The sequence below is a fragment of the Geobacillus sp. 46C-IIa genome, assembly GCF_014679505.1.
Classification (GTDB): domain Bacteria; phylum Bacillota; class Bacilli; order Bacillales; family Anoxybacillaceae; genus Geobacillus.
The window spans coordinates 282,146-299,757 of record NZ_CP061474.1; the positions used below are offsets into that span (position 1 = coordinate 282,146).

Annotated in this window: 20 protein-coding genes; all 20 read left to right on the forward strand. The window is 46.3% G+C overall.

Going from position 1 to position 17,612, the window contains the following annotated elements:
• Position 1 precedes the first annotated feature (1 nt).
• Positions 2 to 505, forward strand: coding sequence for a RuvC family protein (locus IC803_RS01395; protein WP_081132822.1), 504 nt, complete (start codon positions 2 to 4; stop codon positions 503 to 505).
• Positions 502 to 747 carry a DUF3310 domain-containing protein gene (locus tag IC803_RS01400; protein ID WP_081207203.1) on the forward strand — a complete coding sequence of 82 codons (246 nt, stop codon included), beginning with the start codon at positions 502 to 504 and terminating at the stop codon, positions 745 to 747. The genes IC803_RS01395 and IC803_RS01400 overlap by 4 nt, the downstream gene beginning before the upstream one ends.
• Positions 728 to 1,150, forward strand: a complete 423-nt coding sequence (locus IC803_RS01405) for a hypothetical protein (RefSeq protein ID WP_053532654.1) — start codon at positions 728 to 730, stop codon at positions 1,148 to 1,150. Before IC803_RS01400 ends, IC803_RS01405 begins: the two co-directional genes overlap by 20 nt.
• A gap of 13 nt (positions 1,151 to 1,163) precedes the next feature.
• Entirely contained in the window at positions 1,164 to 1,958 is a 795-nt protein-coding gene (gene thyA, locus IC803_RS01410; protein ID WP_081207202.1) for a thymidylate synthase, read from the forward strand.
• A 13-nt stretch (positions 1,959 to 1,971) separates the two neighbouring features.
• Positions 1,972 to 2,406, forward strand: coding sequence for a helix-turn-helix domain-containing protein (locus IC803_RS01415; RefSeq protein ID WP_033027867.1), 435 nt, complete (start codon positions 1,972 to 1,974; stop codon positions 2,404 to 2,406).
• Positions 2,407 to 2,695: 289 nt separating this feature from the next.
• A complete protein-coding gene (locus tag IC803_RS01420) occupies positions 2,696 to 4,285 on the forward strand; it encodes an SIR2 family protein (protein WP_081207201.1) in 1,590 nt (529 codons plus the stop codon).
• Positions 4,286 to 5,268: 983 nt separating this feature from the next.
• Complete coding sequence (locus IC803_RS01425; RefSeq protein WP_081132816.1) at positions 5,269 to 5,745, forward strand: JAB domain-containing protein; 477 nt, start codon at positions 5,269 to 5,271, stop codon at positions 5,743 to 5,745.
• A complete protein-coding gene (locus tag IC803_RS01430; protein ID WP_081207200.1) occupies positions 5,745 to 6,242 on the forward strand; it encodes a DUF488 family protein, N3 subclade in 498 nt (165 codons plus the stop codon). Before IC803_RS01425 ends, IC803_RS01430 begins: the two co-directional genes overlap by 1 nt.
• Positions 6,239 to 6,499 carry a hypothetical protein gene (locus tag IC803_RS01435; protein WP_081132814.1) on the forward strand — a complete coding sequence of 87 codons (261 nt, stop codon included), beginning with the start codon at positions 6,239 to 6,241 and terminating at the stop codon, positions 6,497 to 6,499. Before IC803_RS01430 ends, IC803_RS01435 begins: the two co-directional genes overlap by 4 nt.
• A complete protein-coding gene (locus tag IC803_RS01440; protein ID WP_158083276.1) occupies positions 6,496 to 6,717 on the forward strand; it encodes a hypothetical protein in 222 nt (73 codons plus the stop codon). Before IC803_RS01435 ends, IC803_RS01440 begins: the two co-directional genes overlap by 4 nt.
• Before the next feature lie 72 nt (positions 6,718 to 6,789).
• Positions 6,790 to 8,097: a putative antirestriction adenine methyltransferase gene (locus tag IC803_RS01445; protein WP_081207198.1), complete on the forward strand. Its 1,308-nt coding sequence runs from the start codon at positions 6,790 to 6,792 to the stop codon at positions 8,095 to 8,097.
• Entirely contained in the window at positions 8,061 to 8,993 is a 933-nt protein-coding gene (locus tag IC803_RS01450) for a ParB/RepB/Spo0J family partition protein (RefSeq protein ID WP_158083275.1), read from the forward strand. Before IC803_RS01445 ends, IC803_RS01450 begins: the two co-directional genes overlap by 37 nt.
• Before the next feature lie 2 nt (positions 8,994 to 8,995).
• Positions 8,996 to 9,541, forward strand: coding sequence for a hypothetical protein (locus IC803_RS01455; RefSeq protein ID WP_081130855.1), 546 nt, complete (start codon positions 8,996 to 8,998; stop codon positions 9,539 to 9,541).
• The gene (terL, locus tag IC803_RS01460) at positions 9,432 to 10,904 is read left to right on the forward strand and encodes a phage terminase large subunit (RefSeq protein WP_369826922.1); all 1,473 of its coding nucleotides are present in this window, start codon (positions 9,432 to 9,434) and stop codon (positions 10,902 to 10,904) included. Before IC803_RS01455 ends, terL begins: the two co-directional genes overlap by 110 nt.
• An 18-nt stretch (positions 10,905 to 10,922) precedes the next feature.
• Positions 10,923 to 12,365 carry a phage portal protein gene (locus tag IC803_RS01465; RefSeq protein WP_081207197.1) on the forward strand — a complete coding sequence of 481 codons (1,443 nt, stop codon included), beginning with the start codon at positions 10,923 to 10,925 and terminating at the stop codon, positions 12,363 to 12,365.
• Positions 12,358 to 13,224, forward strand: coding sequence for a phage head morphogenesis protein (locus IC803_RS01470; RefSeq protein ID WP_081207196.1), 867 nt, complete (start codon positions 12,358 to 12,360; stop codon positions 13,222 to 13,224). The genes IC803_RS01465 and IC803_RS01470 overlap by 8 nt, the downstream gene beginning before the upstream one ends.
• Before the next feature lie 246 nt (positions 13,225 to 13,470).
• Positions 13,471 to 14,775: an RNA-guided endonuclease IscB gene (iscB, locus tag IC803_RS01475; protein WP_081207195.1), complete on the forward strand. Its 1,305-nt coding sequence runs from the start codon at positions 13,471 to 13,473 to the stop codon at positions 14,773 to 14,775.
• A gap of 98 nt (positions 14,776 to 14,873) precedes the next feature.
• On the forward strand, positions 14,874 to 16,280 hold the full coding sequence (locus IC803_RS01480) for an XkdF-like putative serine protease domain-containing protein (RefSeq protein WP_061567222.1): 1,407 nt from the start codon (positions 14,874 to 14,876) through the stop codon (positions 16,278 to 16,280).
• Positions 16,281 to 16,316: 36 nt separating this feature from the next.
• Positions 16,317 to 17,234, forward strand: a complete 918-nt coding sequence (locus IC803_RS01485; RefSeq protein ID WP_081207194.1) for a phage major capsid protein — start codon at positions 16,317 to 16,319, stop codon at positions 17,232 to 17,234.
• A 14-nt stretch (positions 17,235 to 17,248) separates the two neighbouring features.
• Positions 17,249 to 17,608 carry a hypothetical protein gene (locus IC803_RS01490; RefSeq protein WP_081207193.1) on the forward strand — a complete coding sequence of 120 codons (360 nt, stop codon included), beginning with the start codon at positions 17,249 to 17,251 and terminating at the stop codon, positions 17,606 to 17,608.
• The last annotated feature ends 4 nt before the right edge of the window (positions 17,609 to 17,612 follow it).

A 17,612-nucleotide genomic window follows, 5' to 3' on the forward strand; every position in this document is an offset into this window, starting at 1 on the left:
CATGAAATTTGAAAGATTCGTCGGCATCGATCCATCTTTACGGACGGGTTTTGTGGCGTTATCTCCGTTCGGGGAAGTGATTGAGGCGAAAGAGATTGAGAGAGAGGGAGATGATCCGGCGAGGATGAGCGAACTTATCCGTGCCGTAGTCGACTCGGTGCATGATACAGATTTTGTCGCGATTGAAGGATTCGGATACGCCAGTCGACGGGGCTTCCTTTTGGGCGGCATTGGATGGGGGATGCGAATGGAGCTGTACAGACGGGGCATTCAGTATGTTGACGTCGCCCCGTCCCTTCTAAAGAAGTTTGCCGGAGCGAAGGGAAACGCGAATAAGGAGAGGGTTGTGCTTGAAGTGTATAAACGATGGGGATTTGAAAGCAACTCGAATAACGTTGTCGATGCGTTCATATTGGCGCAAATCGCGAGGGCAGCCAAAACTGAAATGAAGCTCATTCAAGCGCAGAGAGAAGTGTTGAACAAACTTTTAAAAGAGAGGGAATGAAATTGCCAAAACAAGAAGACGTACGCCCAGACTATTACAAGGTAGGAGGCATAGAACCTATCGAGTATATGGAGGCGAAGATGACGGAAGAACAATTCAGCGGATTTTGTCTAGGGAACGTGTATAAATACGTTGGCCGCTATCTTTATAAAGGCGGCTTGGAAGACTTAAGAAAAGCGAGATACTACCTTGACCGATTAATCGAACTAGAGGGGAAGCGCGATGAACGAAGCGACGGATAAGGAGTTTGAGACATACACGCGGCTACACAACCGATATATCGAACAGATCCGATTTTACGAGGAACGCATGGACGAACTGACGCCGTATGAATTGTCGCGCATGGAATATCTCTACACAAAACTTGAGCAAGTGGCATGGCAAATTGCGGGATGGTATAAAAAGCGCGCGAAATACCATGAAGGAATGGCGGAAATCGCGCAAGGACAGCACTATCGCAAGGAACGCGAAAAGTCATCAGCGACCGACGCACAACATTACAGCCGGATCGCCAAAGGAACGCAATTAAAGATTGCAGGACAGTACGAAGGCGACTTCATCACATGGCGCGGGATCGCCGGAACATACGAGCGAGCCGCGAATGCGATCAAAGACATGATTAAGTCTATAACGATGGAAGAATAGAGAGGTAAGGGTCATGAAACAGTATTTAGACTTGTTGCGCGATATTCTTGAAAACGGAACTGAGAGAGAGGATCGAACCGGGACAGGAACACTGTCGGTGTTCGGACGTCAGTTGCGCTTCGACTTGCAAAAAGGCTTCCCGTTGCTGACGACGAAGAAACTTCATATTCGCTCGATCATCTATGAATTGCTGTGGTTTTTACGCGGCGATACGAACATTCGCTTCTTAAATGAGAACGGCGTGACGATTTGGGATGAGTGGGCCGATGAAAACGGCGACCTAGGGCGCATTTACGGCGCCCAATGGCGCGCTTGGAGAACAGCAGACGGTGGAACAATCGATCAAATCACGAGAGTCATCGAGGAAATCAAGCACAATCCGAATTCGCGGCGGTTGTTGGTCAGTGCATGGAATGTCGGGGAACTCGACCAAATGGCGTTGCCCCCATGTCATTACGCCTTCCAGTTTTACGTCGCCAACGGGCGGCTATCGTGCATGTGGCAACAGCGTTCTGTCGATACATTTCTAGGATTGCCGTTTAACATCGCTAGCTATGCGCTGTTGACGCATATGGTTGCCCAACAATGCGGCTTGGGTGTCGGGGAATTGATTTTCAGCGGCGGGGACGTCCATTTGTACAAAAACCATCTTGAGCAAGCCAAACTGCAATTGATTAGAGAACCGAGACCGCTGCCGAAACTCATCATCAAGCGAAAACCGGATTCGATTTTTGACTATCTCTATGAAGATTTCGAGTTCGTCGGATACGATCCACATCCGGCGATCAAAGCCCCGATTTCTGTATAAAGGAGGGCATGCCATGACCGCTGTAAAAATCGAAAAAGGCGTTGCTCAATATATCGAACATAACCTTTATTACTACTTCGAATATGTGCGCGACATTCAACGTTTAAAGAAAGATATTCTGTTCGGTCGGGCGAATTACGATGAGAACGTCGGGGGAGGGCGCGGCAATCTCCCTTCGCGCCCAACCGAGCGCCGGACAATTGAACTGATTACCCACAGACGTTTGGAGCGTTTGGAGCAAATCGTTTACGCGATTCAAACAGTATACGGATTGCTTTCGCCGGAAAAACAGAAAGTGGTGCAGTTGAAGTATTGGTCGGGGAAGAACTACACGTGGGAACAGGTTGCTAGAGAGATTGGGGTGAGTGTGCGACAATTGTACAGATGGAGAGATCAAATCATTTATGACATCGCCAAATTATTGGGGGAGGTAAATTCGATTTCCTAAAAATTCCAATATGATTAATACTCTTCTACAACGCATGTACTTGAGTAGAGAGGACTATCAAGAATAATACGACTATCCCTTTTCCGAAAAGAAGCTGTCGCAGATTGTGCGATGGCTTCTTTAATTTTATTATGATGTTTATCGATGTATTTGTTGATGTATGTGGTATAACAGATACTTTTTTGAATCACTATATATTTACCTTTATTGAAACCATAATATCTGGTATTATTGTGTCGAATAGGATTTTGAAAAAAGTGTTATTTGCTCGAGATAAGGGTGAAAAACTGTGATTGAAAATCAGATAACATTAGAAACTATATTCCAAAATATAAAAGATACTAAAAGGTTGCCTATCATATTTGTTGGTTCTGGTATAACGAAGAGATACACAGATAAAAAGTATTCGTGGGAGGAGCTTTTAAAGAGATGTATCGAAGAATACGATGACAATCCAACAAATAAATATAAGTGGTACCGACAAAAAATAAAAAATGAATATGGTATTGAAGAAAATGATTCCTATCAGATGTATAAGTATTTAGGGACATTAATTGAAAATGATTTTAATTTAAGCTATTATGAAGGAAAAATTAGAGGTCTATCTGTACCAGAAGAAGAGGAAAATCCGTTAAAATATTTCATAAAAGAGTTATTACAAACATATAAAATCGATGAAAAAATGTGTCAAGAAATAGAAGAACTAAAAAAGCTTAAAGATAAAATGGTTACAGTTATTACTACGAACTATGACACGTTTTTAGAGGATCATATTTTTGTTAATCATAAAAGACTAATAAAACAAAAAATGTTTGTTGATTCTGAATTAGGTACATTATTCAAGATACATGGTTGTGTATCTGAACCATCGTCTATCGTGTTAACTCATAAAGATTACGAGAATTTTAATAAAAAAAGCAAGGTTTTGTCGGCAAAAGTTATAAGTTTATTTGCAGAAAATCCTGTGATATTTATGGGATATTCAATCACCGATGAAAATATCCGAAACTTTCTTAAAGATATATACACTTGTTTGGAAAATGAAGAAGAATATAGAGCATTTGAAAATAGATTGATTATAATAGAATACGAAAAAGGAATACAAAATCCTATCGTGGGAAGTCACTCCATTTACTTTGATGGGGTGCAGATTAAGTTAACAAAAATAACTTTGGAAGATTTCACATTATTATACAAAGAAATGGGGAAATTGGAGGATATAGTCGAGTTAAAAGAGATACAAAGATTAAGAAATTTAGTTTATCAAATTGTTTATGATTATAATGGGGAAGCAAAAAAAGTTATTAATTTACTGGATGATGAAGAATATGATGGAAATGAAGTTGTGGTGGCTATAGGGAAAGAGTCAGATTTATTAGATTATATGGGGATAACTGGTATATCATCAAAAGATATTTTTGATGATATAGTTTTCGATTTATTGGATAGCAAACTGCGAAATAGATACAATCTTTTAGTCGAGAAGCAACTGCCACAACTGTTGCGAGGGAATATGGTATTGCCGGTTCATAAATATTTAAAGAAAACGAAAAATGAGGATATAATCATTGATGATAAAGTAAGAAAGATGGCAGAATATTCCCCGGAGGATTTATTAAATAAAAATATTAGGAAGGATAAGGAATCGTATCTGGAAAGTGGATTTTCTTCTCTAGAAGAGATCTTTAACTCAGATTTACCTAACACAAAAAAATTAAATTATTTAGTTTTAAGAGCTGCGTTACATGCTGATGATAAAGAGTTGAAAAGTTTTTTGAAAACATACTATAGAGAATTTGAAAAACATATCCATGGTCCCACAATACTTAGAAAAATGGTTTGTATTCTTGACATAAAAGCATACAAAAACAGCGCCTAAAAAGGGTGGTGTCAGTCCGACTGACACTCCTTATTAAGCGCCTATGTACATCATTATATTATAGTTTCTGCAAATTGATGTCAATAAAATCTTTCTAGACCACTGAAGAAAACGACCAGAAGAATCGTATGAATGATTTGGCTGGGGTTACAGTTATAGAAGTCAGAGTTGACGTGGGAAAATCCTTCCTTTGCCGAAATGAACCAACTAAATACTGAGAACGATAAAACGTCAAAAACATGTCAGTTTTGGCACGTTTTTTTGTGATAAAATGATATTGAACAAATGAATACCCTCTACCATGTGTACGTGAGTGGAGCAGACTGACCGAGAAGAGCCCAACCAAACCCTTCCCCGTAAAGAAGCTGTCGCAGATCGAGCGGCGGCTTCTTTTATCTATCAAGGTAACCATAAAACCGCTTCGTAAAGAGGCGGTTTTTATTTTGCGAAGGAGGAAAATCATGAAGACGGAAAGGCTTGGAAAAGGACAAAGATTTCGTCGAGGACACAGAAGATGTTTTCACCGATATGAGCATTTGGAAACGAAAAAGCAGGTTTTTGAAGATGAGGAAAGCGGCATCAAATCATGGAGACGAGTTGATTTGTTCTATTGTCAGCGTTGTTTGTGGATTAAAGAAAGGGTTTTTAAAACAATTTCACAGAATGAGCCGGACAACAGGAGAGTCCGATCAGGAGGAATCGGACATATAACCGGGTGACGAATCCGGCTAGGCTCCAATTATCATTATAGCAGAAAATGAGAGAAAAGAAGAGAGAAAAGGAGTGAAAAAATCGAAAAAATACGAGCGAAAAAGTAAAAATACAGAAACCGCTTGAAAAGGTAGCGTACCAACGGTAATGACTGTGTATCGAAATTAACGTGGTAGGTGGTCAAGTTATAATAATAATTGAACAAACCAAAAAATAAAAAATGTTCGTGAGGTGACGGCTCACGAACAAACACGCAGGAGGGTGTTTAAAAAATGAATTATGCACAAAAGTATCCTACCAAACGCTACCTAAAGTTCGAACGGATCGTGAAAGAAAAAGTCGATGCGGGATATTACCATATCCCCGAAGCTATCAGAAGTCCCGAAGACGCAGTTGACACAGTTTGTTCGGTGCTTGGCGTTCACAGGGAAACACAAGAGGTTTTCGTAGTAGCCTTGTTGAACACCAAAAACAAGGTGATTGGCCTTGAAGAAGTACACAGAGGGTCTGCGAATGCGTCAATAGTATCTCCGAGAGACGTATTCAAGATGGCTCTTGTGAGGAACGCTGTTAGGATTATGTGTTTTCATAACCATCCAAGTGGTGACCCGATGCCAAGCAGAGAGGACATAGAAGTCACCAAGCGTTTGAAAGAAGCCGGAGAAATTTTAGGAGTAGAGTTGTTAGACCACATCATCATCGGAGATGAGGAAACGTACGTGAGCTTGAGAGAGAGGGGCGTTATCTGATGTATACATCGAACTTTGCGACAGTGAGAAAGCTGCCGGCTCATTTGAAGCCGGTGGCTATCTCCATCGGAGTGCCGAAATGGTGGAACGGACCAGTGGAGAAACGACTCGCTCCTACATGGCAAATGCTAAAGATGGACAGAAAAAACTATGACCGACTGTTTAGAGAAAAACTGGCTCGGCTGAACGCCGAGGAACTGTACGAAAGCCTCGGTGAGAACGCAGTGTTGCTTTGTTACGAAGCGCACAACGATTGGTGTCATAGACGACTTGTAGCCGAATGGTTCGAGAAAGAATTAGGGATCGTCGTTCCAGAATGGGGATTTGACCGGGAAGATACGTTCCCATACAACGAATGTTGCAAAGAGAGAAAAGGAACGTTACGGAGAGAAGTGATCGCCAAGGAAAAGAACAGGGCGGAAAAAGCTGAAGGGGAAAAGGTAAAGCAACTGTCGCTATTCGAGATTTTTGATAGCAACGGGGTGTTTGAGATATGAAAACAAAAGTGAAGCAAGCTATCGAGTTTTACCAAAACGGAGACATCAAAAAAGCACTAGGGTTCGCAAAGACGTTTAGAATCGGGCTGACAAAAGAAGAACGCAGCCAATTGGTGAGAGGATATGAATGTATCATCCACCGAGCGTTCTATGAATCCATCGGGAAAAATCCAAAAGAAGAAATCGAAAAGGCCAAAGCAATATTCGAGAAGCGCATTTGCGAACCGTACGAAACAGCGAAAGGGGCTGTTTCGTGATGGATGGAAAAGTGCTGTTCGTCGGCTATGACGTTCCATTGGCGTTAGACATTAAACACGATGTACTTTTCCCGATTTTGGACATGTTGTTCGAGAGAATCGAAATTGACGGGGACACGCTCCATTTGGTGGACGACGAGAATAAATTGGAAGGCGTAAAAAGATTGGTGGAGCATTTGAATTGGGTTCACGAAATCAATATCACATTGGAATACTGAAAGACGGCACATCGCCGTCTTTTTTGTTTGTACGGAGACGAAAAAAAGATTTGAAAAAAGAGAGGGATTTTCGTGTTTGTAGGAAGCATCAATAAGGACTTGAGGGCGATTGTGAGTGAGGTGACGAGGTCGTGGGACGTAGAGGATATTTATATAGGCTGTTCGGGAAACTTCACGATAGAAAGGATTTTGAGAAACAGGGGACTCAACCTGTATGGGAATGACGTGAGTTTGTACAGTTGCACCATCGGGAGTTATCTTGCCGGCGAGGACATGAGAGTTGAAATCAAGCACGACGACTGGAAGTGGTTAGAGCCGTACATGAAGGCAGGGATACCAAGAATCGCGACTTTGCTGCTATGCACGACGATGTTGGACGGCTTGCATCGCGACGAACCATTTTTCGTCCGTAGGAGAAAGGCATATAGAGATCAGTGGGAGAGACTGCATGACGAAACCTGCGCTAAAGTGGCCAAGGCTTTGGACGGGCTGAAATTGAAAAAGTTCTTTGCGGGAGACGTTGTGGAGTGGGCGTCTCAAGTCCCTAACAACGCCGGATTTATTTCGTTCCCACCAACCTACAAGGGTGGATACGAGCGGCTGTATCGAGCGTTTGAAATGGTATTCGACTGGGATGAACCGAAATACGAGATATTCGACCGAGATCGCCTTGCATACATGGTCGAGAGGGTGAAGGAGAAAAAACATTGGATGATGGCGAGGGACGAGCCAATCCCGGGACTAGAAGGGTACGAAGTGGGGAGAGTTCAAACATCACTGCGGAGCAAACCTGTCATTGTGTATGCATCAAAGGCGAAACCAAAAATTACGATGCCTCATCAACGGACGGAAATCGTAAAACTGCCGAGAATGGGAGAACACGATGAAATTACGGAGAATTCAACAATCGCTGTTAAGAAAATCAGCCAAGGGCAGATGAACACGTTGCGAAGCTTATATCTCAACCATGGGATCGCGCCTGCGAGCGCGTCTATTAATTTGGCTGTGATAATAGATGGAAAACTGATCGGCGCAATTGGACTGTCGAAGTCAAATCACAGCATGGGAGACGCCTATATTATGAGCGATTTCGTGATACGCCCACTGCAATATAAAAGGGCGTCAAAACTAGTGTTGGCAGTGGCCGTGAGCACGGAGATCAAAAGATTAATGGAGCAAACTTTCAATGTGAAAGTCGATGAGATAGCGACAACGGCGTTCACCGACAAACCTGCGAGCATGAAATACAGGGGATTGTTTGAGGTTCACAGCCGAAAAGAAAACCCGTCGAGAGTAAACTATATCGGGAAGGCCGGAAGATGGAGCATGAAGGAGGGATTGTTATGGTGGGTAAGGAATCACAGCAAGTACAAAAAATAAACGCCAAACTGGCCGGAGGGTTTAAGTTGGCGATTGTGCCGATCGATCAATTGGAGTTTTTGGAAAAGAACGCTCGTTTCATGAAAAACGAGACATTTCAAAATTTGGTGAACAACATCAAACGCGACGGCGGACTGTCGCAACTCCCGTTTTGTTGGTTGACGCCTGAAGGAAAATACAGAATTTTGAGCGGGAATCACCGGTGTAAGGCTGCCATCGAGGCAGGACTGACAGAAGTGCCTGTCATCTATACAGACAGGGATTTAACAAGGGATGAGCAAATCGCCATACAGTTAAGCCATAACGCTATCACAGGCGAAGATGATCCCGTCATCTTGCAAGAGTTGTATGCGGAAATCGAAGACCTAGAAATGAAGTATTACAGCGGGCTTGACGATAAGGTTTTGGATCAGCTCGAAAAAGTTCAGATCGACGGGATTACGGAAGCGAGATTAGATTATTTGACGGTGTCGTTCCTTTTCCTGCCGGAAGAAAGGGACGAACTTTTTCGTGTATTTGAGGAAGCGAAGGAAACGATCAGCGACGAAACTGTGCTGGCTAGGTTAGAAGATTTTGATAGACTGCTCGAAGCGCAAAAAAAGGTAAAGCAATCATATAACATTTTCAACGGCGCGACGAGCTTAATGATTATACTGGACATTTTCGAGCGGCATTTGGAGGATTTAAGGGAAGGGTATTTGGACGAGAACGGAGAGCCGGAACACAAAAACCATGTGCCAATCGCGAGTGTTCTTGGCTCTGATGAAATCCCTGCGGAAGCGGCGGCTACGCTCAATAAGGCTATCGAAAAAGCTTTGTCGAGTGGAGAAATTGATAAAAAAGAGAAATGGAAATTGATCGAGAATCTAGCGACGAAATATTTGAGTGGTGAGTGATTATGGCAGAAGTGTGGGAGAGACAGAAGGGAGAATCAAGGAAGGCATACGAGGCGTTCAGGATATATCGAGACATGGGAGCAGAGCGAAGTTTGTCAAAGGTCTCCAAGAAGTTGGGCAAATCGACCACTCTGCTTTCTCGTTGGAGCGCGAGACATAATTGGGTGGAGAGATGCCGGCAATATGACGAGTACATGGAAAGGGAATACTTGCTTCAGCAAGCCGAGGAACGAAAAAAAATGGCGGAGCGGCACGCGAAGCAGGCGATGATGTTCCAGAACAAGATTTTGGAGCGAATGAGATCGCTCGACCCAAGGGAGTTGTCGCCAAACGACTTGATACGTTGGTTTGACATAGCGGTGAAAGTGGAACGATTGTCGAGGGGGGAGTCTACGGAGATTCAGAAGGTGGAGCACGACGGAGAGGTGAAGCAGTCGCATGAGATCGGCATCACCAACAAACTCCTTGAAGACGAAGAAGCAAGAGACCTTATCAAGCAGCTCATTAGAAAACGAAACGCTGTTAAGCGAGATTCTAACAAATCTTAATTCGCTCGAAAGGGAACTGTCCAAGGAAGATTACTCCGTTTATCTCGAATATGTGCATTTTGGACGATATATACCGTCCCGACATTCCGATTTGATTTGCGATTATCTTATGAGAGTGGAGCGCGGCGAAATCGACCGTCTCATGATATTCATGCCGCCGCGGCATTCTAAATCCATGACGGTCACCGAGACGTTTCCTTCGTGGTTCATCGGAAGAAATCCTGACAGAAGAGTCATCGAAGTCTCATACGGGGATTCTTTGGCGAGACGGTTCGGGAGAGCGAACCGACAGAAGATCGAGATGTTTGGTGAGGAATTATTCGGAATCAAAATCTCAAACGATATGGGATCGGTGACCAGTTGGGACGTCGAAGGGCATCGCGGCGGGATGATTTCCGTCGGTATCGGCGGCGGGATCACCGGCCAAGGTGCGGACTTACTCATCATCGACGACCCGATCAAAAACCGGAAAGAGGCGGATTCGCTCACGTATCGAAACATGCTGTGGAACGAATGGCAAAACACGCTATCCACCCGTTTGCAACCCGGCGGACGGGTTATTTTAATTCTCACAAGATGGCACGAAGACGACCTTGCCGGACGGCTGCTCGAACACGAGCCGGAGCGGTGGACGGTGCTTTCGCTTCCTGCGATTTGCGATTCCGAAAACGACTTGTTAGGGCGGAAAATCGGCGAACCGCTGTGGCCGGAATTTGGGTTCGATGAGAAGTGGGCGGAGGAAACGAAGAAATCAGTCGGATCGCGAACATGGAACGCCCTATACCAACAGCGGCCAACGCCGCCGAGTGGCGCGATCATCCATCGCTCGTGGTTCAAGTATTATAAACAAGCGCCTTCGCAAATGGACGAATACATCCAATCATGGGACTTCGCATTCAAAGATACGAATGACGGTTCGTTTGTGGTCGGGCAAGTATGGGGCAGAAAGGGAGCGGACAAATACCTGCTTGACCAAGTCCGCGCGAAGCTGTCTTTTACCGAGTCGATCCGCGCGATTGTATCGCTGACGTCCAAGTGGCCGCAAGCGCAGGCGAAACTCATCGAAGACCGCGCGAACGGGACGGCGATCATCAACGCGTTGCGGCATCAAATCAGCGGCATGTTGCCGGTTGTGCCGAATGGAACGAAAGTCGAGCGGCTGAATGCCGTATCGCCGCAATTTGAAGCAGGGAACGTCTACATTCCGCATCCGAGCATCGCGCCGTGGGTGCATGATTACGTCGAGGAATTGGTGGCGTTCCCGAACGCGCCGACAGACGACCAAGTGGACGCCACGTCACAAGCGTTGCGATACCTCGACCGAGCCGGAACGAAGGGGACAATCAAAGTCGACATCTTCTAATAGAAGGGAGGGAATGGAATGGGGAAACAAGCAGTGGCCAAAGCGTATGTGTTAAGCGACGGCGAAATCATCGAAGAAAGCACGCTCGAACGCTACGCCATCAAGCAGGGGGAATCAAGAGCCCTTCCAAGCGACCGTTTTGGCGGTGCGTACGGGGAACTGGGGCTTGTCGAACCGCTGTACAATCTCGAAGCACTGGCGCAATTGCTCGAAATCAACCCGTACCATTATCGGGCGGTCAAAACGAAAGCAAGGGATACCGCAGGGCTAGGGTGGTATCTCGAAGCGAAAACGAACAATCCGAGCGAACAACAGCGCGAGATCGCCATGCAGTTTTTAGAGAACCCGAACCCGTACAAGACACTGACCGACATCAATAACAATGTGATGGTGGACTATGATTCCATCGGGAACGGCTACTACGAAGTCATTCGAGACGAAGATGGAATGCTTGTCGGTCTGGAGCATATTCCGGCGCATACGGTTCGCGTTCATCAGGATATGAACCGATATTGCCAAATTCGCGGCGTGAAGAAGGTATGGTTCAAGCGGTTTGGCTTTGAAAATGACGTGGACTACGTGACGGGCGAAATCGCGCCTGCCGGTTCAATTCCGATCGAACGACGGGCAACAGAAATCATTCACGTCCACAATTATACGAGCCGGAGTGACTATTACGGCTTGCCGGACATTTTGCCCGCGCTAAGCGCGATTATTTCCGACCGGGAGCGGGCGGAGTACAACATCAGTTTTTTTGAAAATCACGCCGTTCCAGCGTATGTCGTGACGGTGACAGGAGCGGAACTCGACGAGCAAACGAAGCAATTGATCCGACGATACTTTCAACAGGACATCAAGAAAAATCGGCATTCAACCCTTGTAGTGACGGCGCAAAAGCCGCAAGGTGATTTCTCGGACACGCCAGTTGAAATCAAGTTCCAAGCGTTGTCCGTGGAGACGAAGGAAGCAAGTTTCCGTATGTTGAGGGCGGACAATCGCGATGAAATCTTATCCGCGCATGGCGTTCCGCCCTATCGCGCTGGGATTGTCGTCGAGGGGTCGCTTGGCGGCTCAACGGCGAGAGAGTCAACGGAAATCTACAAGCAATCAGTCATCGAGCCGAGACAAGACATGCTTGAAAATGTGCTGAACCGATTGCTATCCGTCGGGCTGGGAATCACCGACTGGCGTTTCCGTTTCAAAGACATCGATACGAAAGACACGCAAGCGAAAATCGAGGAATTGCGATTCCTGTTTGACATCGGTGCGTACAGTCCGAACATGATTTTGCGCGAATTGGGCAGAGACCCGATTGACGATCCGAACCTAGACAGGCATTTCATTTTTGGGCAACCGCTCGACGCTTCGCAAGAGGAAACGAATGCGATATTGAATTCGCTGAAACAATTGCACGCCAAACTCATTGACATCGCCACGAAAGAGGGCGGTAAGCATGTGTGAAGTGTGCAAGCTGTTGGACATGGATCGCGAGCTTGTCGCGTTCCTTGTTGCACATGGAGCGCTTCCTGCAATCAAGGAACAGGATGAGCGGATCGCCGAAATTGAAGAAAAATTGGCGCGCCGGTTGGTCAGCTTGCAAGTCGGGCTGGAAAGTATGTTCATCCAGCGGTTGCGGGAGCTTGGCTATATCCCGATGTCGATTCTGGAACAGGAAACGTTTATCGCGGACATTTTAGACCCCATTTTCGCGGACATGGAAGAGGAGATTGCTGAAGCCGCTGTCGAAAGTGCGGTCGTGGCGAGGCAATTGACGTTTGAAGAAATTCTTGAACAAGGGCTGGAATTGGTGTTTACGGAATTCAGTGAACGCGTTCTCGAAGAGTTGCGAGAGCGCGTTTATGTGTTTTCGGAGGATACATTCCGGCGAATTAAAGGCGATTTCCGCGCTACGCTGATTCGCGGCTATGAAGAAGGAAAAGGGATTGACGACATCGCTGTGGATTTGCGCGCCGATTTTAAAGACTTGCGCGATCATCGACTGCAAACGATCGCGAGAACCGAAGTGCAGGGAGCGCAAAACATCGGCATTTTCCAAACCATGCAAGATTACAACGTCAGGTATAAGCAGTGGCTGACGGTCGGAGACAGCCGTGTGAGAGGAAGAAACCCGAAAGACCGCGCCGATCATTATTCGCTTCACGGACAGGTGGTGCGGATGGATGAACGTTTCTCGAACGGGCTGATGCACCCGTTAGATCGCTCCGGCCGGATCGAGGAATGGATCAACTGCCGATGCCGATGCCGTCCGTATATCCCGAAAAAAGGCGAGGCGATCACTCGAACGCCTTACTATCCGTAAAGGGAGTCAACAACCCAACGACTAAAGTCGTGGGCTTATAAGCCCCATGTTGACCAGACCAAGGCTTGAAACAGAGCCTATGTTATAGATGTCATGACACGGTGGGGTGCTTCTCCAGCCCTACCCCCTGTCGTGCAAGATTAAACAAGCGTGGTGGGTAGCGCTAGTGTCTTGTACATAACAAGCATCTATAACATGGTCGAGGAGAATATTACCTGCTTTATGCAGAGGAAAGGGGAGAACCCTATGGTTTTTGTGTTAGACACAAATAAGTTTCCGCTTGCTCCTTGCCACGAAGCAGTTGCGAGAAAGCTGTTGAAACAAGGGAAGGCGGCGATTTACAAACGATTCCCATTTACCATTATCTTAAAAAAATCAGTGGACGAATCAGAAATTAAAACAACATATCGGCTGAAAATCGACTATGGAAGCAGACATACTGGATTAGCGATTTTGCGAGGACAAGAAGTGGTGTGGTTAGGGCAACTTGACCATCGCACAGACATCAAAGAAAGGATAGATAAAAGGCGTGCTTTTCGTCGAGCAAGACGAAATCGAAAAACAAGATACAGAAAACCACGCTTTCTGAACCGCAAGCAAAAAGAAGGATGGTTGCCGCCATCACTAGAGAGTCGTGTGCAAAATATCCAAACATGGGTTAACCGCCTAAAGAAGTTATGCCCCATTGGGTATATATCATACGAAAATGCCAAATTCGACACGCAACTAATGCGAAATCCTGAAATCAGCGGCATTGAGTATCAGCAAGGCACGCTTCAAGGATACGAAGTAAGAGAATACTTGCTTGAAAAGTTTGGACGGAAGTGTTGTTATTGCGGAAAAGAAAATATTCCACTTGAAGTGGAGCATATTATTCCAAAATCGAGAGGCGGGACAGATCGAATAGATAACCTTTGCCTTGCATGTCGAGATTGCAACCAAAGAAAAGGAAACCAAACAGCAGAAGAGTTTGGCTGTCCACACATTCAAAAACAAGTCAAAAAATCATTAAAAGACGCAAGTGTCATTAACGCAACAAGATGGAAAGTGTACGAAGTATTAAAGCAGGCAGGATTAGATGTTGAGTGCGGAACAGGTGCACGAACAAAAATGAATCGTATTCGTTTAGGTTTGCCGAAAACACACTATTTTGATGCCTGTTGCGTTGGAGAAAGCACACCAAGCCACTTGTACTTCAAAACAAAAGAAGTGTTATTCATCAAGGCAAAAGGGCGTGGTAGTCGTTCACGCACAAACCTAGATAGATATGGCTTCCCAAGGGGTTATCTTGCAAGGCAAAAGTTCTTCTTTGGCTTCCAAACAGGAGACATGGTTAAGGCTATTGTTCCAAGAGGAAAATACAAAGGTGTGTGGTTTGGTGAAGTGGCATGCAGGAAGACTGGAAGTTTTGACATCAAAGGAAAAGACGGTAAACGTATCGCACAAGGAATCAGCTATAAATATATTCAAGTTATTCAGCGGTTTGATGGATATGCCTATAGAAAGGAGGGAGTGGAACTTGCACAAGGCGCAATTCCTCCCCGTGCCTAAAGGCAGGGGCTTCCTTGCGTGAGTTTCGTAAAGGGGGTGATTTCATTCAAGGGGTAACTCGTTTCATAAAACGATTCCGAATAGAAAGGAGTGAGGGGATGAAGCACGAACTAACCGCGCCGGTCACGCATAAGAACGAGGAAAAGCGGATCGTGTTCGGGCCGGTTCTTGTGCCAAACGAGCCGGACAGCGACGGTGACATGGTATCCGCTGAAAAAATCGAGGAAGTAGCGCACAAGTTTTTAGAGCAATACGGCAACATCGATTTGCAACACACGCTGAACAATGTCGGCAAGGTAGTGGAATCGTACATCTTGCCGTTTGACTGGAAGGTTGACGACGAGTTGACTGTCCCAAAAGGAAGTTGGATGATGGGTGTTCGTGTTCAGGATGAGGATGTCTGGCGGGCGGTGAAGGAAGGGAAACTGACTGGATTTTCGATCATGGGCGTTCCGAAAGCGGCGCTGAAATCCAAAGAAGCGGCGAAACGTACGACACTGGCCGACTTGGAACGATCCGCCGGCGATTGGGTAGTCAATGCCGTTTCCCTTGTCGACGAGCCTGCCGTGCCGAAAGCCAAATTCATCGCGATCAAAAGCAAGGACAATCGAGAAGAAGCGGTGAAAAAGGCCATTCAAGGTTCGTTTGAATACATCAGCGAACTGTTGCGCGAAAAAGTCTATCAGACATTCGATAACGGCGCGTTTGATTCGTATGTCTATTCCATTTTCGAAGATTCCGTTGTGATCCGTGTCGATGACTTGGCGAGCGGCAAAAAACGATTCTTCCAAATCGGCTACACGATCAACGAGCAGGGAGACGTCGAGTTTGTCGGCGACCTGCAAGAAGTTCGCATCGTGGAGAACATCATTCCTGTTGAATCCCCTTCGCCGCAAAGCGTCGCTGTGGCCGCGCAGGCGGCTCTAGGAGACGAGCAAAGCGGCGGGCAAGGGGTAACCCTTTCAAGCGAAGAAAAAAGCCCACAGCGAGCGAATAAAAGCTTTTTCGATAGATTCAAAGAAAAGCTGGGGCTGAAACCATCCGAAAAGGCAGGGCGAAAAATTTCTGATGCGAACTACGAGAAGCTGAAAGCCGCGAAGGAAGTCATTGACGAACTGTTGCGGATTGCCGAAGAAGAACGAGCAAACAAATCGAAAGAAGGTGATGACGAAGTGAAAGTCGAGGACGTTCAAAAAATGATCGATGATTCGTTGAAACCCGTAAATGACAAGCTGTCGGAAATCATGAGCACGTTGAAAGGAGCGGCGCCGGAGAACGAGCCGCAAGAACCGCAGACTGAAGACGATGACCTCGAAGGCGAAGCCGCTGCCAAAAGCGAAGACGACAGCTACAAAGAGAAATACGAACAAGTCATGAAACAGCTTGAAGAACTCAAACGGAAGATCCCGTTCTCGAAACGGCTGACGGGACAAGATGGCGCGGCGGAAAAATCGAAGCCGCAAGACGAATACGACCGCGACCCGTTTGGATTCAAGCGCAAATAAATGTCGGACAAAAAATAGAAAGGGAGTGTTGAATGTATGCTGACGAACGACATGCTTCTTGGAAAATTGGAAAATGTCTTGAAAGCCATCACGACGACTGACCTTGGCGCGTCTCGTTTAACTCCGGCCAAGCAACAGCTTTTCGTGCGGACGGTTTCCGAAGCCACTCGCATTTTGGATGAAGCGCGTCGGATTGACATGACGAGCCACACGCATGATATTGACCGCATTGCATTCGGTTCACGGATTTTGCAAGCGGCGACGGAAGGAGAAGCCCCGACTGGCGAAGCGAAGCCGGATTTTAGCACGAACAAACTTGAGTCGGTGGAGGTCATTGGCATTTCCGGCATCACCGACTCGACACTCGAGGACAACATCGAACGTGAAGGGTTTGAGGACACGCTGATTCAGTTGATTGCCGAACGTGTCGGTGTAGACCTTGAAGAACTGTTCCTCAACGGCGACAAAGCGAGCAGCGACCCGTTCTTGGCGAAAACGGACGGCTGGCTCAAGAAAGCGGCCAACCTTGTTCAAGGCACGACCGATTTTGATCCGACCAATGTCGAAGCGATGTTTGACGCGATGATTCAGGCTTTGCCGAAAAAATACCTGCGCGACCGTTCACAATGGCGTTTCTATGTGCATTGGGACATTGAAGACGCCTACCGTGACGTCCTCCGGGCTCGCGGCACGGGACTTGGCGACACGGCACAAACGACTGCGACACAATTGGCATACAAAGGAATTGCGGTCGTCGATTCGGCCAACATGCCTGCCGGAACGGCGTTCTTGGTCAATCCGGCGAACCTTGTTTACGGCATCTATCGCGACATTCGCATTGAACCGGATCGCCAACCGAAATTGCGCCGGACGGATTTTGTCACGACCTTGCGTGTTGACTGCCACTTCGAGGACGAAAACGCGGCTGTCGTCGGTAAAGGATACACTGGCTGATGAGGTGAGCAGGGATGAAAACATTAAGAGTGACGAACAAAGGGAAGAAAGCTCGATACCGCCTCGGTGTCGAGTTTCCTCCTAATCAAACTGTCGAAATCACGGTTTCCAATCGTGAATATCTAACCGTGAAAGCGGTGCGGGATTTTGAGGTGGAAATCGTGAGTGAAGGCGACAAAAGCGAAACGGAACGTCGTCACGAAAGTGCCGAACCCACCGAACCTGCCTTGGACGTTCAAAGCATGACGATTGACGAGGTGCTAGAGGCGATTAAAGAAGGCAAGCTGTCCGTTGACGAAGCGTTGTCCCAAGAGAAAGCAGGCAAGAAGCGTTCCACGCTCATCGACAAGCTCGAAGCGTTGAAAGAAGAGTGATAGC